11 protein-coding genes, 2 tRNA genes and 1 pseudogene are annotated in these 15,569 nt (G+C 58.8%); all 14 read right to left on the bottom strand.

From position 1 onward, the window contains the following. Positions 1–66: pseudogene (locus VI26_RS24100) on the bottom strand (elongation factor Tu); the annotation flags it as partial. A 76-nt stretch (positions 67–142) separates the two neighbouring features. Beyond that, entirely contained in the window at positions 143–2,239 is a 2,097-nt protein-coding gene (gene fusA / locus VI26_RS21025; RefSeq protein ID WP_048411727.1) for an elongation factor G, read from the bottom strand. A gap of 27 nt (positions 2,240–2,266) precedes the next feature. Then, positions 2,267–2,737: a 30S ribosomal protein S7 gene (gene rpsG / locus VI26_RS21020; RefSeq protein WP_011137737.1), complete on the bottom strand. Its 471-nt coding sequence runs from the start codon at positions 2,735–2,737 to the stop codon at positions 2,267–2,269. Between the two features lie 109 nt (positions 2,738–2,846). After that, a complete protein-coding gene (gene rpsL / locus VI26_RS21015) occupies positions 2,847–3,218 on the bottom strand; it encodes a 30S ribosomal protein S12 (RefSeq protein ID WP_019103491.1) in 372 nt (123 codons plus the stop codon). Between the two features lie 209 nt (positions 3,219–3,427). Continuing rightward, a complete protein-coding gene (rpoC, locus tag VI26_RS21010) occupies positions 3,428–7,624 on the bottom strand; it encodes a DNA-directed RNA polymerase subunit beta' (RefSeq protein ID WP_048411726.1) in 4,197 nt (1,398 codons plus the stop codon). Positions 7,625–7,678: 54 nt separating this feature from the next. After that, positions 7,679–11,851, bottom strand: a complete 4,173-nt coding sequence (rpoB, locus tag VI26_RS21005) for a DNA-directed RNA polymerase subunit beta (protein WP_048411725.1) — start codon at positions 11,849–11,851, stop codon at positions 7,679–7,681. 158 nt (positions 11,852–12,009) lie between these two features. Continuing rightward, positions 12,010–12,381 carry a 50S ribosomal protein L7/L12 gene (gene rplL, locus VI26_RS21000; protein WP_048411724.1) on the bottom strand — a complete coding sequence of 124 codons (372 nt, stop codon included), beginning with the start codon at positions 12,379–12,381 and terminating at the stop codon, positions 12,010–12,012. A 36-nt stretch (positions 12,382–12,417) separates the two neighbouring features. Next, the gene (rplJ, locus tag VI26_RS20995) at positions 12,418–12,915 is read right to left on the bottom strand and encodes a 50S ribosomal protein L10 (RefSeq protein ID WP_048411723.1); all 498 of its coding nucleotides are present in this window, start codon (positions 12,913–12,915) and stop codon (positions 12,418–12,420) included. 86 nt (positions 12,916–13,001) lie between these two features. Beyond that, positions 13,002–13,076, bottom strand: a tRNA-Thr gene (locus tag VI26_RS20990). Between the two features lie 179 nt (positions 13,077–13,255). Continuing rightward, on the bottom strand, positions 13,256–13,951 hold the full coding sequence (gene rplA / locus VI26_RS20985) for a 50S ribosomal protein L1 (protein ID WP_048411722.1): 696 nt from the start codon (positions 13,949–13,951) through the stop codon (positions 13,256–13,258). Further along, positions 13,951–14,382, bottom strand: a complete 432-nt coding sequence (gene rplK, locus VI26_RS20980; protein WP_048411721.1) for a 50S ribosomal protein L11 — start codon at positions 14,380–14,382, stop codon at positions 13,951–13,953. Before rplK ends, rplA begins: the two co-directional genes overlap by 1 nt. A 100-nt stretch (positions 14,383–14,482) precedes the next feature. Beyond that, the gene (gene nusG / locus VI26_RS20975) at positions 14,483–15,016 is read right to left on the bottom strand and encodes a transcription termination/antitermination protein NusG (RefSeq protein WP_048411720.1); all 534 of its coding nucleotides are present in this window, start codon (positions 15,014–15,016) and stop codon (positions 14,483–14,485) included. Continuing rightward, positions 15,016–15,372, bottom strand: a complete 357-nt coding sequence (gene secE, locus VI26_RS20970; RefSeq protein ID WP_082151193.1) for a preprotein translocase subunit SecE — start codon at positions 15,370–15,372, stop codon at positions 15,016–15,018. The genes nusG and secE overlap by 1 nt, the downstream gene beginning before the upstream one ends. A gap of 68 nt (positions 15,373–15,440) precedes the next feature. Further along, positions 15,441–15,516: transfer RNA gene (locus VI26_RS20965), tRNA-Trp, on the bottom strand. Between the last annotated feature and the right edge of the window lie 53 nt (positions 15,517–15,569).

The raw sequence follows: 15,569 nt of genomic DNA, 5'->3' as shown, positions 1-15,569 counted from the left end.
GTCCACGTGACCGATGGTGCCTACGTTTACGTGCGGTTTGGTCCGCTCAAACTTTTCTTTTGCCATTTTGCAAAAATCCTTGATTAAAGAACATTAGATCGGGACTGGCCGAATCAGAAAATCCGGCCAGCCTCAGCGCGCATTACTTGCGGGCGGCCATTACGGCGTCGGCAACATGCTTCGGAGCTTCGGAGTAGTGCTTGAACTCCATGGAGTAGGTCGCACGACCCTGGGTAGCGGAACGCAGGTCGGTGGAGTAACCGAACATCTCGGCCAGCGGTACTTCGGCCTTGATCTTCTTGCCACCCAAACCATCATCGTCCATACCCTGAACGATGCCGCGACGACGGTTCAAGTCGCCCATCACATCGCCCATGTACTCTTCCGGAGTTTCCACTTCCACCGCCATCATCGGCTCGAGGATGCACGGACCGGCACGGCGCATGGCTTCTTTGAAAGCCAGGGAACCAGCCAGTTCGAACGCGATCTGCGAGGAGTCGACGTCGTGGTAGGAACCGAAGGTCAGACGCACGGTAACGTCCACCACCGGGAAGCCGGCGAGAATACCGCTGGACAGGGTGTTCTGAATACCCTTGTCCACGGACGGGATGAATTCGCGCGGAATCACACCACCCTTGATCTCGTCGACAAACTTGTAGCCATTGCCCTCGCCGGACGGCTCAAGGGTAATGACTGCGTGGCCGTACTGACCCTTACCACCGGACTGCTTGACGTGCTTGCCGTCAACGTCGGTAACGGTTTTGGTAATGGTTTCGCGGTAAGCCACTTGCGGAGCGCCAACGTTGGCTTCTACGCCAAATTCACGCTTCATGCGGTCAACCAGAATTTCCAGGTGCAGTTCGCCCATACCGGAAATAATGGTCTGGCCGGATTCTTCGTCGGTACGCACGCGGAACGACGGGTCTTCCTTGGCCAGGCGGTTCAGGGCAACGCCCATCTTCTCCTGGTCGGCCTTGGTCTTCGGCTCAACGGCAACGTGAATCACCGGCTCCGGGAACTCCATGCGTTCCAGGATGATCTCGGCGTTCAGATCGCACAGGGTTTCGCCGGTGGTCACTTCTTTCAGGCCGATGGCGGCGGCGATGTCGCCGGCGCGCACTTCTTCCAGCTCGATACGGTCGTTCGCCATCATCTGCACGATACGGCCGATACGCTCTTTCTTGCCCTTGATGGAGTTCAGCACGGTATCACCGGACTTCACCACACCGGAGTAGACGCGGAAGAAGGTCAGCTGACCAACGTACGGGTCGTTCATCAGCTTGAACGCCAGAGCCGAGAACGGCTCGTCGTCGGAAGCGTGACGCTCGGCCGGCTTGCCGTCGGTTTCACCCGCGATGGCCGGAATGTCGATCGGCGCCGGCAGCAGTTCAACCACGGCGTCCAGCATGCGCTGAACACCCTTGTTCTTGAACGCGGAGCCGCACAGCATCGGCTGAATTTCGCAACGCAGGGTACGCTCGCGCAGGCCGGCGATGATTTCTTCCTCGGTCAGCGTTTCGCCGCCCAAGTACTTGTCCATCATCTCGTCGCTGACTTCGGCAGCGGCTTCGACCATCTTCTCGCGCCATTCTTCAGCCACGGAAACCAGATCGGCCGGGATATCACCGTATTCGAATTTCATGCCCTGGGAAGCTTCATCCCAGATGATGGCCTTCATCTTCAACAGATCAACCACGCCGGTGAAACCATCTTCAGCGCCGATAGGCACAACGATGGGCACCGGGTTGCCGCGCAGACGGGTTTTCACCTGCTCTACCGCACGGAAGAAGTTGGCGCCTTGACGGTCCATCTTGTTCACGAAAGCGATACGCGGAACCTTGTACTTGTTAGCCTGACGCCATACGGTTTCAGACTGGGGCTGAACGCCGCCCACCGCGCAGTACACCATCACCGCGCCGTCCAGTACACGCATGGAACGCTCTACCTCAATGGTAAAGTCCACGTGTCCCGGGGTATCGATGATGTTGAAGCGGTGCTCGGGGAACTGCATCCCCATGCCTTTCCAGAAGGTGGTCACAGCAGCGGAGGTGATGGTAATGCCACGCTCCTGCTCCTGCTCCATCCAGTCGGTGGTGGCAGCGCCGTCATGAACCTCGCCCAGCTTGTGGTTCACACCGGTGTAAAACAGAATACGCTCGGTAGTGGTCGTCTTACCGGCGTCAATGTGAGCGGAGATACCGATGTTACGGTAACGCTCAATGGGGGTTTTCCTTGCCACGATCTACACCTTAAATAGTGGGTCTGCTTAGAAGCGGAAGTGCGAGAAGGCCTTGTTGGCTTCTGCCATGCGGTGCACTTCGTCACGCTTCTTCATCGCGCCGCCACGGCCTTCGGCCGCGTCGATCAATTCGCCAGCAAGACGGAGATCCATGGACTTTTCGCCGCGCTTACGAGCGGCATCGCGCAGCCAGCGCATGGCCAGGGCCATACGACGGGACGGGCGTACTTCAACAGGAACTTGATAGTTTGCACCACCTACGCGGCGGCTTTTCACTTCCACCACCGGCTTGGCGTTGGACAGTGCGGTGTTGAACACTTCGATAGCGTTCTTACCGGTTTTCTTTTCGATCTGTTCCAGAGCACCATAGATGATGCGCTCTGCAACGGATTTCTTGCCATCGATCATGACTACGTTCATGAACTTGGACAGGTCCTGGGAACCGAACTTCGGATCCGGCAGGATTTCGCGCTTGGGGACTTCTCTGCGACGTGGCATGTTACTTCCTTAGATTATTCAGTTGAGCTTGGGCTCATGACTACCCAATGGAGCAGTCACTTACTAGACGACCCTGAGTGTTGATCAGGCCGCCTTGAGTGCATCCCGATTACTTGGGACGCTTGGCGCCGTACTTGGAGCGAGCCTGTTTACGGTCTTTAACGCCAGCGGTATCCAGCGAACCGCGAACGGTGTGGTAGCGAACACCCGGCAAGTCTTTTACACGACCGCCGCGGAGCAGCACTACGGAGTGTTCCTGCAGGTTGTGGCCTTCACCACCGATGTAGGAAATCACTTCGAAACCGTTGGTCAGACGTACCTTGCACACTTTACGCAGAGCCGAGTTCGGCTTCTTCGGAGTGGTGGTGTAGACACGGGTGCACACGCCACGCTTCTGCGGGCAAGCTTCCAGCGCAGGCACCTTGCTCTTCGCCTTGATGGCGACGCGGCCTTTGCGAACGAGTTGGTTAATGGTTGGCATTACTATCAGTTCCTAGTTGAAGCTTTCCAGCGGCAACACGCCTCCAGAAAGGACGGAGGATTATATTTTAGTCAACGTCCTACCGTCAATGAAAACAACGCTGCCCCATCACCTTAACCGTTGATAGGGCAGCGTTTTTTCAACACTTTACGCTGCAGTCGCTCCAGAACGGGCAATTCCGCCCTGGATTCGACTGCCGCGCGCAAGCGTTATTCGTTGCTGTCGAGAGCGTCGGCCGGTGCGATATCGAAGAACTGAGCTTCGGCCGCTTCCAGCGTGTGCTGCGTCGAACCGCGACGGGTGCGGTGGTAGGCCAAGCCGGTACCAGCCGGGATCAGACGACCAACGATCACGTTTTCCTTCAGACCGCGCAGGTCGTCCTTCTTGCCCATGATGGCCGCTTCGGTCAGCACGCGCGTGGTTTCCTGGAAGGAAGCCGCGGAGATGAAGGAATCGGTGGACAGGGACGCCTTGGTGATACCCAGCAGCACGTTTTCGTACTGCGCAGGCTCACGGCCTTCCGCAACCATCTTGTCGTTCATTTCCAGCGCATCGGCGCGCTCGACTTGTTCGCCCTGGATGAACTCGGTGTCGCCGCTGTCGGAGATGATCACGCGACGCAGCATCTGGCGAATGATCACCTCGATGTGCTTGTCGTTGATCTTCACGCCCTGCAGACGATACACCTCCTGCACCTCTTGAACGATGTAGCGAGCCAAGGCCTCAATACCCTGCAGGCGCAGGATGTCGTGCGGATCGACCGGACCGTCGACGATGGATTCGCCGCGGTTCACCACCTGGCCATCGTGCACCAGCACGTGCTTGTCTTTCGGGATCAGGTTTTCGTAACCATTGCCTTCCAGATCGGTGATGATCAGGCGCTGCTTGCCCTTGGTATCCTTACCGAACGATACGGTACCGGTCACCTCGGCCAGCATGCCGGCGTCTTTCGGCGAACGCGCTTCGAACAGCTCGGCCACACGCGGCAGACCACCGGTAATATCGCGGGTCTTGGAGGATTCTTGCGGGATACGGGCCAGCACTTCGCCCTTGCCCACGTCCTGACCATCGCGCACCGTGATAATGGCGCCCACCTGGAAGGTGATCGATACCGATGCTTCGGAACCGGCCAGCTTCACTTCGTTGCCGTTGTCGTCCAGCAGCTTCACCAGAGGACGCAGCATCTTGGACTGCGAACCGGCGCGGCGCTTCGGATCGATAACCACCAGCGTGGACAGGCCCGTTACTTCGTCGGTCTGCTTGGCTACGGTGTTGCCCTCTTCCACGTTCTCGAACTTCACGCGGCCAGCATACTCGGTGATGATCGGACGGGTGTGCGGATCCCAAGTGGCCAACACGGTGCCGGCCTTGATCTGCAGACCATCGGTCACCATCAAGGTCGCGCCGTACGGTACCTTGTGACGCTCGCGCTCACGGCCCATATCGTCGTGGATCACCACTTCGCCGGAGCGGGTGATGACGATCAGTTCGCCCTTGGTATTGGCCACATAACGCATCTGACTGGAGAAGCGCACGGTACCGTTGGACTTGCCTTCCACTTGGCTGGCGGCAGCATTTCGCGACGCCGCGCCACCGATGTGGAAGGTACGCATGGTCAGCTGGGTACCCGGTTCACCGATGGACTGGGCGGCGATCACGCCTACCGCTTCGCCGGCGTTGACGCGCTTGCCGCGCGCCAGGTCGCGACCATAGCACTTGGCGCACAGACCGTAGCGGGTATCGCAAGTGATGGCGGTACGCACTTTCACTTCGTCGATGCCCAGACTGTCGATCACGTCCACCAGATGCTCGTCCAGCAGCGTGCCGGCTTCGATCACGGTCTCGCCGGTGGACGGATCCACCAGGTCGATCGCGGCCACGCGGCCCAGGATACGGTCGCGCAGCGGTTCGATCACGTCGCCACCCTGCAGCACGGCCTTCATGGTGAAGCCGTTGCTGGTGCCGCAGTCGTCCTCGATCACCACCAGATCCTGAGTCACGTCGACCAGACGACGGGTCAGGTAACCGGAGTTCGCGGTCTTCAAGGCGGTATCCGCCAGACCCTTACGCGCACCGTGGGTGGAAATAAAGTACTGCAGTACGGTCAGGCCTTCGCGGAAGTTGGCGGTAATCGGCGTTTCGATAATCGAGCCGTCCGGCTTGGCCATCAAACCCCGCATACCGGCCAGCTGCTTGATCTGGGCTGCGGAACCCCGCGCGCCCGAGTCGGCCATCATGTAAATGGAGTTGAAGGATTCCTGATCGACTTCCTTGCCTTCGCGGTCCAACACCTTCTGCTTGGACAGCTCGTCCATCATCGCCTTGGCGATCTTGTCGCCGGTGCGGCCCCAGATATCCACTACCTTGTTGTAGCGTTCGCCCTGGGTCACCAGACCTTGACGGTACTGCTCTTCGATCTCTTTGACTTCCTTCTGCGCGTCGGCGAGCAGGTCGACCTTCTTGGCCGGGATCTGCATATCGTCCACGCAAATGGAGATGCCGCCACGAGTGGAATAGGCGAAACCGGTGTACATCAACTGGTCGGCGAAGATCACGGTGTCGCGGATGCCGCAGCGGCGGAACGACACGTTGATCAGCTTGGAGATTTCCTTCTTCTTCAGCGCCTTGTTGATGTGCTCGAACGGCAGGCCCTTAGGCAGGATGTCGGACAGAATCGCGCGGCCAACGGTGGTGTCGTAACGCTTGATCACCGGCTGGAACTCGCCCTGCTCGTCTTTTTCCCACTCTTTCAGGCGCACGGTGATGCGGGTGGCCAGTTCGACCTGACGGGTTTCGTAAGCGCGATGCACTTCCTTGGTGTCCGCAAACACCATGCCTTCGCCCTTGCCGTTCACCTTGTCGCGGGTCATGTAGTACAGACCCAACACGATATCCTGCGACGGCACGATGATAGGATCGCCGTTGGCCGGGGACAGCACGTTGTTGGTGGCCAGCATCAGGGTGCGGGCTTCCATCTGCGCTTCCAGCGACAGCGGCACGTGAACGGCCATCTGGTCACCATCGAAGTCGGCGTTGAACGCCGCGCAGACCAGCGGGTGCAGTTGAATGGCCTTGCCTTCGATCAGTACCGGCTCGAACGCCTGGATACCCAGACGGTGCAGGGTCGGCGCACGGTTCAGCAGCACCGGATGCTCGCGGATCACGTCTTCCAGGATGTCCCAAACTTCCGGCACTTCCTGCTCTACCAGCTTCTTGGCCGCCTTGATGGTGGACGCCAGACCCATCACTTCCAGCTTGTGGAAGATGAAGGGCTTGAACAGTTCCAGCGCCATTTTCTTAGGCAGGCCGCACTGATGCAGACGCAGGGTCGGGCCCACGGTAATCACGGAACGACCGGAGTAGTCCACGCGCTTACCCAGCAAGTTCTGACGGAAACGACCGCCCTTGCCCTTGATCATGTCGGCCAGCGACTTCAGCGGACGCTTGTTGGCGCCAGTCATCGCCTTGCCGCGACGGCCGTTGTCCAGCAGCGAGTCAACCGATTCCTGCAACATGCGCTTCTCGTTGCGCACGATGATGTCCGGCGCGCGCAGTTCCAGCAGGCGCTTCAGGCGGTTGTTACGGTTGATCACGCGGCGGTACAGATCGTTCAGATCGGAAGTCGCGAAGCGGCCGCCGTCCAGCGGCACCAGCGGGCGCAGTTCCGGCGGCAATACCGGCAGCACTTCCAGAATCATCCATTCCGGCTTCATGCCGGAACGCTGGAAGGCCTCCAGCACTTTCAGGCGCTTGGAGATCTTCTTGATCTTGGTGTCGGAGCTGGTGGCCTTGAGCTCGGCGCGCAGGGTCTCGATCTCGCTGTCCAGGTTCAGCTTCTTCAGCAGTTCCTTGACGGCTTCGGCGCCCATCATCGCAACGAACTCTTCACCGTACTGGTCTTCCTTGTCCAGGAAGTCCTCTTCGGTCAGCAACTGACGGTATTGCAGCGGGGTCATGCCCGGATCGGTCACCACGAACGCTTCGAAATACAGCACGCGCTCGATATCGCGCAGCGTCATGTCCAGCACCATGCCCAGGCGCGACGGCAGCGATTTCAGGAACCAGATGTGGGCGGTCGGGCTGGCCAGCTCGATGTGACCCATGCGCTCGCGACGCACCTTGGACAAGGTGACTTCCACGCCGCACTTCTCGCAGATCACGCCGCGATGCTTCAGACGCTTGTACTTGCCGCACAAGCATTCGTAATCCTTCACCGGCCCGAAGATGCGCGCGCAGAACAGGCCGTCGCGTTCCGGTTTGAAGGTACGGTAGTTGATGGTTTCAGGCTTTTTTACTTCACCATAAGACCAGGAACGGATCTTGTCAGGCGAGGCGATGCCGATCTTAATCGCATCAAACTCTTCTTCTTGCGTAACTTGCTTAAAGAGGTCGAGCAGAGCTTTCATTGCGTCTCCAGTCAGGGGACAGGCGCGGCGGCTTGCCGCGCCCATTCAACCCAATCAATAACGTTCCAGGTCCATGTCGAGGCCGAGCGAACGGATTTCCTTCACCAGCACGTTGAAGGATTCCGGCATGCCGGCATCGATCTTGTGCTCGCCCTTGACGATGTTCTCGTACACCTTGGTACGACCGGTCACATCGTCCGACTTCACGGTCAGCATTTCCTGCAGGGTGTAGGCGGCGCCGTAAGCTTCCAGCGCCCAAACCTCCATCTCACCGAAACGCTGGCCACCGAACTGGGCCTTACCGCCCAGCGGCTGCTGGGTCACCAGCGAGTACGGGCCGGTGGAACGCGCGTGCATCTTGTCGTCGACCAGGTGATGCAGCTTCAGGTAGTGCATCACGCCCACAGTGACCTTGCGGTCGAAGGCTTCGCCGGAGCGGCCATCGTACAGAGTCATCTGAGTCTTGGACTCATTAAAGCCCATTTTCTCGGTCAGCGGGTCTTCATGCGGATAAGCCAGATCCAGCATGTGCTTGATCTCGGTTTCCTTGGCGCCGTCGAATACCGGGGTGGCGAACGGCATGCCCTTGCGCAGGTTGTCCGCCAGCGACAGGATCTCTTCTTCGCTCAGCGAAGCGATGTCCTCGCTCTTGCCGGCTTCGTTGTAGATGCGCTCCAGATAGCCACGGATCTCGGCGGCGGACTGCTGCTTGACCATGCGGTCGATGCGCTCGCCGATACCCTTGGCGGCCCAACCCAAGTGCACTTCCAGGATCTGACCGATGTTCATACGCGACGGTACGCCCAGCGGGTTCAGCACGATGTCGACCGGACGGCCGTCGCCCATGTACGGCATGTCTTCGATCGGCAAGATGCGCGATACCACACCCTTGTTACCGTGACGACCGGCCATCTTGTCACCAGCCTGCAGGCGACGCTTCACGGCCAGGTAAACCTTGACCATCTTCTGCACGCCCGGCGGCAATTCGTCGCCCTGGGTCAGCTTGCGCTTCTTGTCTTCGAACTTGAGGTCGAATTCTTCACGCTTCTGCGCCAGGCTTTCCTTGATCAGCTCCAGCTGCTTGGCGATGTCTTCGTCCGACATGCGGATGTCGAACCAGTCGTGCTTGGACGGCAGATCGGCCAGGTATTCCTGATCGATCACAGTGCCTTTCACCAGGCGCTTCGGACCGCCATTGGCGACCTTGCCGACGATCAAACGCTCGATACGGCTGAAGGCGTCGTTGTCGAAAATACGCAGCTGGTCGTTCAGGTCCAGGCGATAGCGCTTCAGTTCCGAATCAATGATGGACTGGGCGCGCTTGTCGCGCTCGATGCCTTCGCGGGTGAACACCTGCACGTCGATCACGGTGCCCACGGTGCCGGTCGGCACGCGCAGCGAAGTGTCCTTCACGTCGGAGGCCTTCTCGCCGAAGATCGCGCGCAGCAGCTTCTCTTCCGGCGTCAGCTGGGTTTCGCCCTTAGGCGTTACCTTGCCCACCAGCACATCGCCGGCTTCGACTTCGGCGCCGATGTAGACGATGCCGGACTCATCCAGACGGCCAGCCATGCGCTCGGACAGGTTCGGGATGTCGCGGGTGATTTCTTCCGGCCCCAGCTTGGTGTCGCGGGCAACCACGGACAGTTCTTCGATATGGATCGAGGTGTAGCGGTCTTCGGCGACCAGCTTCTCCGAGATCAGGATCGAATCCTCGTAGTTGTAACCGTTCCACGGCATGAAGGCGATGGTCATGTTCTGACCCAGCGCCAGCTCGCCCAGGTCGGTGGAGGCGCCGTCGGCCACCACGTCGCCGCGCGCGATGTGGTCGCCCACTTTCACGATCGGACGCTGGTTGATGTTGGTGTTCTGGTTGGAGCGGGTGAACTTGGTCAGGTTGTAGATATCCACACCCACTTCACCCGCGGTCGCTTCCTCATCATTGACGCGGACCACCACGCGGCCGGCGTCGACATAGTCGACCACGCCGCCACGGCGCGCCACCACGGTGGTGCCGGAGTCGACGGCCACGGAACGCTCGATGCCGGTGCCGACCAGGGCTTTTTCCGGACGCAGGCAAGGCACGGCCTGGCGTTGCATGTTGGCGCCCATCAATGCGCGGTTGGCGTCATCGTGCTCCAGGAACGGAATCAGCGAAGCGGCAACGGACACCACCTGGCCAGTGGCCACGTCCATGTACTGCACGCGGTCCGGGGTCGCCAGAATGGTTTCGCCTTTTTCACGGCAGGTCACCAGCTCGTCGATCAGGGTGCCTTCTTCACTCAGCTCGGCGTTGGCCTGAGCAATCACGTAGCGGCCTTCTTCGATCGCGGACAGGTAATCGATCTCGTCGGTAACCTTGCTGTCCACCACCTTGCGGTACGGCGTTTCCAGGAAGCCGAACTCGTTGGTGCGCGCGTAGACGGACAGCGAGTTGATCAGACCGATGTTCGGACCTTCAGGCGTTTCGATCGGGCACACGCGGCCGTAGTGGGTCGGGTGCACGTCGCGCACTTCGAAGCCGGCGCGTTCACGGGTCAAACCACCCGGGCCCAGGGCCGAAACGCGACGCTTGTGAGTGATCTCGGACAGCGGGTTGGTCTGATCCATGAACTGGGACAGCTGCGAGGAACCAAAGAATTCCTTGATCGCGGCGGACACCGGCTTGGCATTGATCAGGTCATGCGGCATCAGGTTGTCGGACTCGGCCTGGTTCAAGCGTTCCTTGACCGCGCGCTCAACACGCACCAGACCGGCGCGGAACTGGTTCTCGGCCAATTCGCCCACCGAGCGCACGCGACGGTTGCCCAGGTGATCGATATCGTCCACTTCGCCGCGACCATTGCGCAGCTCGGTCAGGATCGCGATCACGGACACGATGTCTTCAGTCGACAGCGTGCCTTCCATTACATCGCGACGCTCGGCGAATTTTTCGCCGATCAGGACCTTGAACCACTCAGGGGTCTTGTCGTCGAATTTGTACTGGTAAGTGCGCGAGCTGAACTTCATGCGACCCACGCGCGACAGATCGTAGGTTTCTTCGCTGAAGAACAGGCGCTGGAACAGTGCTTCCACCGCGTCTTCGGTCGGCGGTTCGCCCGGACGCATCATGCGGTAGATCGCCACGCGGGCCTGCAGCTGGTCCTGGATGTCGTCGGCGCGCAGGGTTTGCGAAATATACGAACCCTGGTCCAGATCATTGGTGAACAGCACTTCCACCTGGCTGATGTCGGCCAGCGCCAGCTTGGCCAGCACTTCTTCGGTGATCTCGTCGTTGGCGCGCGCAATCAGCTCGCCGGTATCGGTATTGGCGACATTGTGCGCCAGCACCTTGCCCAGCAACGCGTCGGCCGGCACTTCGATGCGATCCAGCTCAGCGGTCTGGATGTCGCGGATGTGCTTGGCGGTGATGCGCTTGTCCTTGGCCACGATCAGCTTGCCGTCGGCGGCAACGATGTCGAACTTGGCCACTTCACCCTTCAGACGATCCGGCACCACGCGCATGAACACGCCGCCCTTGGTCAGATAGAAGGTGTCGAAGCTGTAGAACTCGGACAGTATTTCTTCGTTGGTGTAGCCCAGCGCCTTCAGCAGGATGGTCACCGGCATCTTGCGGCGACGGTCGATACGGAAGTACAGCAGGTCTTTCGGGTCAAACTCGAAGTCCAGCCAGGAGCCGCGGTAAGGAATCACGCGGGCGGAGAACAACAGCTTGCCGGAGGAATGAGTCTTGCCGCGGTCGTGCTCGAAGAACACGCCCGGGGAACGGTGCAACTGAGAAACGATGACGCGCTCGGTGCCGTTGATGATGAACGAGCCATTGGTCGTCATCAGCGGGATTTCGCCCATGTACACTTCGTTCTCGCGCACTTCCTTCACCACCGGCTTGGAAGACTCTTTGTCGAAGATGGTCAGGCGAATGCGCGCGCGCAGCGGAGCGGCGTAAGTGATGCCGCGCAGCTGGCACTCCTGCACATCGAACGGCGGCTCGCCCAAAATGTAATGAGCAAAGTCCAGACGCGCATAGCCATTGTGGCTGATGATCGGGTAGATCGATTTGAACGCAGCCTGGAGGCCCACATCCCTACGCTGGTCAAGCGGCACACCCAACTGGAGAAATTCGGTGTAGGAATCAATCTGGGTCGCCAACAGGAATGGGACATCGAGAACACTGGCACGTTTCGCAAAACTTTTACGAATACGCTTCTTCTCAGTAAACGAATAACTCATAGAGTCTCCATCGAGGTGGGGTGGCGCAAGCAAGAAACCAAAAGTCAGCAGCCACGCTCAATAATTGCTGGCTTTTACCTTCTTCGTTTCGGCCAACTACAAGCGCAATAAGGCTGGCGGATTACTCCGCCAGCCTCACCCTCTTTTTTCAAAGAAGATTATTTGATTTCAGCCTTAGCACCGGCTTCGGTCAGCTGTTTCAGGATGTCGTCGGCTTCAGCCTTCGCCACGCCTTCTTTCAGGGTCTTCGGAGCGCCGTCAACCAGGTCTTTGGCTTCTTTCAGGCCCAGACCGGTGATTGCGCGAACAACCTTGATCACGCCAACTTTGTTGTCGCCAGCGCCGGTCAGAACAACGTCAAACTCGGTTTTTTCTTCAGCGGCAGCAGCGCCGGCGCCAGCCGGGCCAGCAACAGCAACAGCAGCGGCGGAAACGCCGAACTTCTCTTCGAACGCCTTAACCAGGTCGTTCAGTTCCATCACGGTCAGACCAGCAACGGCCTCGAGGATGTCTTCTTTGGTGATTGCCATGTGAAAATCTCCTGAATTCTATAAGAATCAAATAAGTTAAGCGGCTTCGGCTTGCTTCTTGTCGGACAGGGCGGCCAGCGCGCGGGCGAAGCCAGCGACCGGAGCCTGCATAACGTAGAGAAGCTTGGACAGCAGTTCTTCGCGACTCGGGATGGACGCGAGCTCAGCAACCTGAGCGGCGTTCAGCACCTGGCCATCGTAGGAACCTGCCTTGACGATGATTTTGTCGTCAGCCTTGGCATATTGATGCAGCACCTTGGCAGCAGCTACCGGGTCGGCGGAAACAGCGTAAACCAGCGGGCCGACCATTTGGTCAGCCAGACCGGCAAACGGAGTGCCTTCCACAGCACGGCGCACCAGCGTGTTCTTCAGAACGCGCAGGTAAACGCCATTCTCACGCGCCTGAGCGCGGAGTTTGGTCATGCTGCTTACCTCGATGCCCCGATATTCAGCGATAACGAGGGTCTGAGCGCCTGCCAGCGTGGCAGATACTTCAGCTACGACCGCCTTTTTATCTTCGATATTGAGACTCAAGGTCTACCTCCTAGACTGAAATGAAGCGAAAGGATTTTCGCTTCGCTTTGCAGCGGCGACCTACATCAGGAGACATCATAAAGAACTGGTGCTCATGGGCGGAATTGAACCGCCGACCTCTCCCTTACCAAGGGAGTGCTCTACCCCTGAGCTACATGAGCTTGAACTTTGTTCAGAAGCCTGTTTCGGGTACACCATCTGCGTAGGTTGCGGACTTCCATACCGGCGAATCTGCGATTAAGCCCTGCGGCGCCTACGGTCTTTGACAACCTGGCAAGCGAACTTGCCAGCCCAAAGCCTTGGCAGGGCGGCGAACCGCCCCGCCAAACTCAAACAACGATTAAGCGTTGATCGAGTTGGTATCTACACGAGCGCCGACACCCATGGTGCTGGATACGGCGATCTTTTTCAGATACACGCCCTTGGAAGCTGCCGGCTTGGCTTTCACCAGGGCATCAACCAGAGCGGAGAAGTTTTCACGCAGGGCTTCAGCTTCGAAGGAAGCGCGACCGATGGTGGCGTGAACGATACCGGCCTTGTCGGTACGGTATTGAACCTGACCAGCCTTGGCGTTCTTAACGGCCTCGGCAACGTTCGGGGTCACGGTGCCAACCTTCGGGTTCGGCATCAGGCCGCGCGGACCCAGGATCTGACCCAGTTGACCCACAACGCGCATCGCGTCCGGGGAAGCGATCACGATATCGAAGTCCAGGTTGCCGGCCTTAACCTGCTCGGCCAGGTCGTCGAAACCAACGACTTCGGCGCCAGCGGCTTTAGCGGCTTCAGCGTTCGCGCCTTGGGCGAACACGGCAACGCGTACCGACTTACCAGTACCACGCGGCAGAACCACGGAACCACGAACCACTTGGTCGGATTTACGCGGATCCACGCCCAGGTTCACGGCGATGTCGATGGACTCGTCGAACTTGGCGGTGGCGGCGGCCTTTACCAGGGAGATTGCTTCGTCGATTGCATACAGCTTGTTGCGATCAACGCCAGCCTTCAGAGCTTGCAAGCGCTTGGAAACCTTAGCCATTACACGCCCTCCACTTCCAGACCCATCGAACGGGCGGAGCCGGCGATGGTGCGAACAGCGGCGTCCAGATCGGCAGCGGTCAGATCCGGCTGCTTGGTCTTGGCGATTTCTTCCAGCTGAGCGCGAGTCACTTTACCCACCTTGTCGGTATTGGCCTTAGCCGAACCGGACTTGATGCCAGCAGCCTTCTTCAGAAGGATGGTGGCCGGCGGGGTCTTCATGATGAAGGTGAAGGACTTGTCCGCGAATGCGGTAATCACCACCGGAATCGGCAGACCCGGCTCAACGCCTTGGGTCGCGGCGTTGAACGCCTTGCAGAATTCCATGATGTTCAAACCACGCTGACCCAGGGCCGGACCGATCGGCGGCGACGGGTTGGCCTTGCCAGCGGGCACTTGCAGCTTGATATAGCCGACAATTTTCTTTGCCACGATTAAACTCCTAGTTTGGGTATAGCGCGAGCGTCAACTCGCTCCCCGACGAAAGCGCAACAGTATACACGCTTGAAAAAAACTTGCCAAGAGGCCTGGCTTACAGTTTTTCGACCTGACTGAATTCCAGCTCAACCGGGGTGTCGCGACCAAAGATCTGCACCGACACGCGCAACTTGTTGCGCTCGTAATTCACTTCGTCCACCGAACCGTTGAAGTCATTGAACGGACCATCGATGACGCGAACTTTCTCGCCCACCTCGAACAGAACCTTGGGCTTAGGCTTCTCAACGCCTTCTTGCATCTGCTGCATAATGGCCTCGACTTCCTTCTTGGAAATCGGAGCCGGGCGGTTGGCGGTACCACCAACGAAACCAGTCACCTTGGGAGTGCTCTTCACCAAGTGCCAGGTGTCGTCAGTCATCTCCATTTCCACCAGCACATAGCCCGGGAAAAACTTGCGCTCGGTAATCGAGCGGCGGCCGTTCTTGACGTCGACCACCTCTTCCACCGGCACCAGAATCTGACCAAATTGATCGGCGACATGAGAACGCTCGATGCGCTCGCGCAACGCCTTTTGCACGCTCTTTTCAAAACCCGAATAGGCGTGAACCACATACCAGCGCATTGCCATTATTTACCTCGACCGAGAATCACATCGTAAAACAACCAGGACAGACTGGAATCCACCAGCCACATGAACAAGGCCAGCACCAGCACAAACACGAACACCATGCCGGTCATCTGCATGGCTTCCTTGCGCGTCGGCCACACCACTTTGCGGGCCTCGACCAAGGATTCGTTGGCATAGCTGACAAAGCTCTTGCCCGGCTGCGACAACCAGATCACACCCACCGCCAGCGCGACGCCAGCCACGAAGGACAGCGCGCGCAGCACACCTTGATCTGCCGGAATCATGTAAAAGCCGACGATGCCGGCCGCGACAAGCAGACCAGCCAGCGCCAGTTTGATTTTATCTTGCATTTCCATGTCGATATCTTCTCGTGCGCGTATGCGACAAAAGACCAACCGGCGCACAGGCGCCGGCTGGTCTTAACTGGCAGGCCAGGAGGGTCTCGAACCCCCAACCCTCGGTTTTGGAGACCGATACTCTACCAATTGAGCTACTGGCCTTTAAACCTTATTAAGCAATAATCTTGGCTACTACGCCGGCGCCGACGGTACGA

The sequence above is a fragment of the Chromobacterium sp. LK1 genome, from assembly GCF_001043555.1.
Taxonomy (GTDB): domain Bacteria; phylum Pseudomonadota; class Gammaproteobacteria; order Burkholderiales; family Chromobacteriaceae; genus Chromobacterium; species Chromobacterium aquaticum.
The sequence above is the reverse complement of the archived record's forward strand: the minus strand, read 5'-3'. Positions and strand labels throughout refer to the sequence as shown.

What these genes read in the sequence shown, in the direction of transcription:
- rpoC (WP_048411726.1), bottom strand. Translation starts at nt 7,624, where the DNA reads ATGAAAGCTCTGCTCGACCTCTTTAAGCAAGTTACGCAAGAAGAAGAG.
- rpsG (WP_011137737.1), bottom strand. Translation starts at nt 2,737, where the DNA reads ATGCCACGTCGCAGAGAAGTCCCCAAGCGCGAAATCCTGCCGGATCCG.
- secE (WP_082151193.1), bottom strand. Translation starts at nt 15,372, where the DNA reads ATGGAAATGCAAGATAAAATCAAACTGGCGCTGGCTGGTCTGCTTGTC.
- rplA (WP_048411722.1), bottom strand. Translation starts at nt 13,951, where the DNA reads ATGGCTAAGGTTTCCAAGCGCTTGCAAGCTCTGAAGGCTGGCGTTGAT.
- rpsL (WP_019103491.1), bottom strand. Translation starts at nt 3,218, where the DNA reads ATGCCAACCATTAACCAACTCGTTCGCAAAGGCCGCGTCGCCATCAAG.
- rpoB (WP_048411725.1), bottom strand. Translation starts at nt 11,851, where the DNA reads ATGAGTTATTCGTTTACTGAGAAGAAGCGTATTCGTAAAAGTTTTGCG.
- rplL (WP_048411724.1), bottom strand. Translation starts at nt 12,381, where the DNA reads ATGGCAATCACCAAAGAAGACATCCTCGAGGCCGTTGCTGGTCTGACC.
- nusG (WP_048411720.1), bottom strand. Translation starts at nt 15,016, where the DNA reads ATGGCAATGCGCTGGTATGTGGTTCACGCCTATTCGGGTTTTGAAAAG.